The sequence below is a fragment of the Candidatus Nanoarchaeia archaeon genome, from assembly GCA_035290625.1.
GTDB lineage: Archaea > Nanobdellota > Nanobdellia > Woesearchaeales > DATDTY01 > DATDTY01.
Genome location: DATDTY010000057.1, coordinates 1 through 5456, shown reverse-complemented (window position 1 = coordinate 5456; position 5456 = coordinate 1). Strand labels below are relative to the sequence as shown.

Here is a 5456-nt window from a genome sequence, read left to right as displayed (position 1 = left end):
CCCTTTCTTTGACATAGAAGAATTTACGGTAAGAGGGTTATTAAAGGTTTTGGGTCAGCAGGTGAAAGTCTCACTTCGTGGCTGTCGCCAGTCTCGGCTCCGAATGCCTCAGCTCAAAGCGACATATCCCCGTGAGGGACGCCCCCCTTGTCGCTGCACATTGTGACGAAAAAAAAGCCTCGAAAATGGACGGCAGCTCCGACTTTCACCGGAGTTGGGTTAGCTGGGTGTTGAGGTTTCTATTCTTCTTCCGCGCTCCCAGCAAACCTGCCCAGATTGGCAGTCTTCCATGGAGCCAAGGCTCCTCCATTCATAATCTTGAGTCGGAGGAGCGTTTGCATCTCCGCACTGCCTTGTTGAGCGAGAGAGGAAACTCTGGCATTTTTTGCCTAATGCGGTTTTTTCTGCATCGTCTCCGATGTTGAAATAGCGCTGCGCTGCTGACCCTATCTGCTCGCGAAAGACGAGAATAAGGACTATAAGGACAACTAAGGCAAGGATTGCCATGACAACTGTGTTGAGGGAAAGGTCTGCTTTTTTCATTGTTTACTGCTTAGGAGGTTTGGGTTAATATAGTTTATTATTCGCGGTTGGGCCATGCTGGCGTAACCAGATGGGTGAGGTAAGCCGCAGCTCCCCCAGTGATAGGCGCGATTACTATAGCCCCTGCAGGACTTGTAGTTGTGGCTATTGCAAAGTCAATGCCTACTGCGACTCCTGTAAAGGACCAGGAGAGGATGGCGGATGTGGTTCTTGGTCCAAGATAACAATAGTTTGACCCATAGGAAAGATCAAGGTCTGCGGCTATTGTGACTGCATCAATATGGGCAAATCCGCTCTGATAGTTTTGGTTTTCTATTACATGAGAGGTGTAAGTAACAGGCTCAAAATTGGAGCAGGTCTTAACAACTGTCTGCGGCTGTGCTTGGAGTGTGTTGTAATTAAAGTAAGAGTCTGCTGCAAGGTTCCAAAGCACTCCTCCTTGCATGAAAATGGGTTCATAGCCGCCATTGGTGTCGTGCTCCTGCTTCATGCTCCTGATTGCCTGGAGTTGGTTAGAGATGGAGCTTAAATCTCCCTGGTAGAGGATGCTCTTGAAGTGGTCCAGCACTTCTTTCTGGAAGTTCTCACCGGATAAGGAGCCATCTTTGTATCTTTGGAAGGTGTCTGTTGGAACAATCTGGAAAGAAGATTCCCGGAGCGCTGCATCCCTAAAAAAGGCGAAATATCTGAAGTTGGGATCAGAGCCGATAGGCTGCAGTCCTTGGGCGCTGATGTCCCGATCTTGTGTGAAGAGGTTTGAGACACTATAGGCCTCCATGAATCGTATTGCTTTTTTCACTGATTCCAAGATTGCCTGAGCAAACGGCTCTTGTTGAGACTGGCTCTGCTTGAAGAGCTGGTTAAAGCAATTTTGGTATCGGATAGGATAGGAGAGGCACGCATCCACTGCGTCCTGCTGTTCTGCCGGAGTGAGGAAGGCGCTTCTTCCGTCTCCTCTGAACCAGTTAATATTAGTCACTTGAGCCTCTTCAATTTCTGAGAACTCATTTTCGATAGGCTGATTCGTCTGAAGAAGGTAGTCCCCTGCCTGTATTGCGCATTTCGCGCGCGTCTTTCTTAAAGTAATGTCTGCTTTGCAGGGGCTTACAAGGAAAAAGCGGGAATTGTCTCCTGTGTCCATCTCAAGATTGAGGTAGGTGGTATCTATGCCCGGGGCCTGCAGTGTATAGGTTCTTGCGCGCTCTTGGTCCTCGAAAGGCCGCGTAACTGCCAAGGTGCTGATGCCTTTGGGCGTATACTTGTTTTCCATCAGATCGCGCTGCGCAAGGATGCTGCCGATTGCAAATGCTGCTGTGTAGCGGGCTGCCCGGGAATCCCAGACGAATTCTGCTGCTCCCAGAGCAGCTCCTGCAGGGATGATAAAGATACGGCCAACATCGGAAGTCCTCCTGCCAATAATGGGGATCGAGCGCACAAGCCTGTCTCCTGCCCTAAGGATTTGCAGGGTTTCCAGGCCATGGCCTGTGAAGAGGGCTGCGATATTCGGCTGGGTTATGAGGTTATTAAATTCGTTTTGGAGCTGGGCGATAATGGCAGGGTCATTCGTGCCAAGTATGGACTGCCAGTTGAGGCCTGCGACTCCTCTCTGGTCTGCAAGAACGTCATCCATATATTCAAGTGATTTCCGGAGGAATGTTTGCTTTTGCTCATTGTTCAGAGTATTAAAATAGCTCCCTGCATTCCTGCTGAAGAGCTTCTGGAATTCGTTTGGATTGAGGACTATCCTGCTGCCCTCTTTTTTCAGCAGGAACCTTTCAAAATAATCTCGGATCTTTGCCTTGCGGATGATGCCCTGCTCTATTGCTGCGGAAAAAGGCTGCAGGGCTTCTGGTGTCTTTTGCCTGAGGATTGGAAGAGCGTCATCATTGAAAAGAAGATTTCCTTCTGATCTGAGCTCTTGTTCTGCCTGGGCCCAGTCCTGCGTTGATCGTGAAAAGTCTTCGGGGCTGCCGCGCTGCTGCCATTTGACATATGCGCGACGTTGGTGAGTTTCGTCTTTTAGCTGATTAACTATTGCTGAAGGGTCTATTGGCTGTCCTCTTCTTTCAAGATCCATTATTTTATTAAAAAGCGCTCTTCTGAAGTCATCGATTCTTGATGCCTGGGCTGCAGGGAGAGCGCCAAGGAGGTTTTCATAAAGAAACTGCGTCTGGATCAGCCTTCTGTAGCTTTGCTTCTGGTAGAGATTGGCAAACTCCTCAAGAACATCGTCTGTTATGGTTGGGAGGCCTTGGCGCTCTGCAAATTGCCGGAGGGCTTCTTTAAACTCAAGGTTCTGGGTTCTGGAGAGCCTATAGGCATTGACCACCTGCCGTATTCCTTTTCCAAAGAGCTGGCCTACAGGGACTATGGTGTTTGCAACTGAGCCTAAGATTACGACGTCCCTCACAAAACTGAACCCTGATGGCTGCCAGTCGTATTCAATGCCCCAGGGAAAACTTTCGTAATAGACTATGAAATCTGGATCTCCGACTCCCGCAAACCACTCGTCTGTAAATGTTGTTTTTTGCGGAAGCTCAAACCCTTTGACCTGGCATTGGCCTGAGGAGCAGGAGACGCAGACAGAGCCGTATCTGATGTCTCCCTGAGTGCAGTCTTTTTTGCACAGGCTGTTGCCTGCCTCAGCAGAGGTTGATGTACGCCCAATGCCTGATGTTGCGAGTTCGCTGCAATCCGTTGCCCACCGATAAGAGGAAGACTGGGAGGAGACGCCGCCTGATCCCGCAGCTGCGAAGAATTCGGTGACTTGGCAGCATTTCTTGTTCTGATAGGGGTCTTGCGTCACTTCTGTAAAGCCTGAAGGGCAGATACTCCAGTCGGTTTGGCTGCTCGCTGTTCTGTCTATCGCGCATTGCAGGGCTTTCATAGAATCATCAACGATCTTTTCCTCAGAGGAAAGCCGTGAGCCGTAGGGAATGAATCTGTCCTTTGGGGAAAAGCTGAATGCTCCTTCCTCGTCAAAGAATTTCTCATTTACATAATCTTTGATGGGGAAGAGTATTCCTGCAATGATTGCGATCAGGGCGATGCCTAGCAGAGCATGGATCAATGTTGACCAGACCAGGCCTTTTTTCAGGTAAACCATTGCTTTATCTGGCTGAAGATCTCAGCAAGCTTGTCTTTTGATTTTATGGCAATAAAGATGAGGACGATGATGACAAGGAGGCCTATAATCATGGCAATGATGTGGTCCCAACCGATGGAGGCTTTTTTGAATCTGCTCATGGTGTCATGATATTGCGTAATTGCAGATGCTTGATACATCATTATAAGGAATAAGGTTCATGGTGTTGAGAGGCTGGATCGTTTCTTCGCTGACGACCGGGGTTATTGGCCACGTGATCGTGTTGACAGCATTTGCAGCCCAGGTGAACCCTTTTAATGTGTTTACTCTGGCATAGACAACTGCCCATGGCTTTTGGGTGTCGAATTGGTAGGCTGGAGTGAAATAGCCTGAGCTTTCTGAATCAGTGATGTAATCAAGATAATTCCTGTTTTTCTGGTCATAAGGAGCTGGATTTGAGAGCATAAAGCTTGGCAGTGAGGCTATTGGCTGATTGAGGTTTTGCTGGACTTCCTCATCAAAGAGGTATCTTGCGCAGACTACGCAAAAGACCGGAGGCTTGTTGTATCTTGGGATCCATTGCGTTAATGCCTGGATCGTTGTTTCAGGAGGAGTTCCTTCCCATTTCCAGAGCTTCCACCACTCATCAAATAAGGGGAACTTGTAGTTGAGGACTTTATCTGTGCAGCCCTTCATCTCATTTGCGATAATCTCGTCGAGGACATATTCCTCAAGGATGTGCTCTTTGTTTTTGTTTTCTATAAAGTAGCTTGCATAATCCTGAAATTCTGGGTTTCTTTCAAAGAACTGTATCCGGCTCCTTGCATTGGCTGTGCCTGCCTCAAGGCCAGCCCAGGTTATTGTTGTTTTTTTCATCTCGCATTCTGGAGGGATTCCTGCGACTCCCAGAAAGCGGGTCTCTGAAGAGAGGAAGAATGACCATGAGCACTGGCTTTTTCCTGCTGCTCCTTTAAGGACGTCGCCAAAGGCGCTTCCTCCCCATAAAAGAATAACAAGGGCTACAAGAAGGATGATGATCACTGTCAAGGTTTCTGGCGCGAGGGCTCCTTTCATGGAAAGAACCTCTGGACAGCAGTGTTGATCGCAATGCCTATGACTGCGATGAGAACGATGATCAGGATAGCATAGACAAGGGTTTCAAAGGTAACCTGGACTGCTCCTTTTTTCATAAACTGCTTTGAAGAAAGAGGGTATTTATAGGTTGCGGTGGGGAAACTGGATTAGAGTTGATTTATTCAGCACTACGCGAGACCCGGCAGCAAATCTTGTCAAGGAGTTTGCAGTCTTTTGTTTCTCCTAAGTTAGTGAAGCCTTCATTAGTACACTGGGTAGCGACCTCGCATGTATAGGTATTGGCAGTGTCCTGGCTGTTTCTTGCAAGGCATGACTCTGCAACAGCTACCTGAGTTCCAGAGCTGAAGCCTCCAATCCTCCCTGTAAAAATGAGAATAAGAACCACAAGGACTATGAGCACTAGGGCTGCTATGACGATTGCATTGAGCGGAAGTCCTTGGGCTTTTTTCATAATTTTTTGTAATCTCGCAGTTCCTTATCCAGTTGGGGTTGGGATGCAACATACAGCAGTAGCGCCGCAGCTTGTTTGGTCTCGGTCTCCGAGAGGCGCTTCTGTTGGGTCACAAGAAGCTTTACAACTCCCACCTTGGGCTTCACAATTCTGAACTCCGCCTACAAAACTTCCAATCCTTCCTGTAAAAACAAGTATCAAAACAACCAGGACTATCAAGACTAATGCTGCTATGACGATTGCGTTCAATGGCAAGCCTTGAGCTTTTTTCATGAAAACACC

Annotated in this window: 6 protein-coding genes; all 6 read right to left on the bottom strand. The window is 48.1% G+C overall.

Translation table 11 applies throughout. The features are described from left to right. Positions 1-219: 219 nt before the first annotated feature. Complete coding sequence (locus VJB08_05460) at positions 220-543, bottom strand: hypothetical protein (GenBank protein ID HLD43402.1); 324 nt, start codon at positions 541-543, stop codon at positions 220-222. 37 nt (positions 544-580) lie between these two features. Then, positions 581-3649, bottom strand: a complete 3069-nt coding sequence (locus tag VJB08_05455) for a DUF2934 domain-containing protein (protein ID HLD43401.1) — start codon at positions 3647-3649, stop codon at positions 581-583. Beyond that, positions 3637-3789 (bottom strand): hypothetical protein, encoded by a 153-nt coding sequence (locus VJB08_05450; GenBank protein ID HLD43400.1) that lies wholly within the window; start codon positions 3787-3789, stop codon positions 3637-3639. The genes VJB08_05455 and VJB08_05450 overlap by 13 nt, the downstream gene beginning before the upstream one ends. A gap of 4 nt (positions 3790-3793) precedes the next feature. Next, a complete protein-coding gene (locus tag VJB08_05445; GenBank protein HLD43399.1) occupies positions 3794-4702 on the bottom strand; it encodes a hypothetical protein in 909 nt (302 codons plus the stop codon). Between the two features lie 178 nt (positions 4703-4880). Beyond that, positions 4881-5174 (bottom strand): hypothetical protein, encoded by a 294-nt coding sequence (locus tag VJB08_05440; GenBank protein HLD43398.1) that lies wholly within the window; start codon positions 5172-5174, stop codon positions 4881-4883. Between the two features lie 24 nt (positions 5175-5198). Beyond that, positions 5199-5456, bottom strand: a 258-nt coding sequence (locus VJB08_05435) for a hypothetical protein (GenBank protein ID HLD43397.1), incomplete at its 5' end; no start/stop codon positions are given.

Excerpts from the sequence above, each read along its gene's own strand:
- VJB08_05460 (HLD43402.1), bottom strand. The coding sequence starts at position 543 with ATGAAAAAAGCAGACCTTTCCCTCAACACAGTTGTCATGGCAATCCTT.
- VJB08_05455 (HLD43401.1), bottom strand. The coding sequence starts at position 3,649 with ATGGTTTACCTGAAAAAAGGCCTGGTCTGGTCAACATTGATCCATGCT.
- VJB08_05450 (HLD43400.1), bottom strand. The coding sequence starts at position 3,789 with ATGAGCAGATTCAAAAAAGCCTCCATCGGTTGGGACCACATCATTGCC.
- VJB08_05445 (HLD43399.1), bottom strand. The coding sequence starts at position 4,702 with ATGAAAGGAGCCCTCGCGCCAGAAACCTTGACAGTGATCATCATCCTT.
- VJB08_05440 (HLD43398.1), bottom strand. The coding sequence starts at position 5,174 with ATGAAAAAAGCCCAAGGACTTCCGCTCAATGCAATCGTCATAGCAGCC.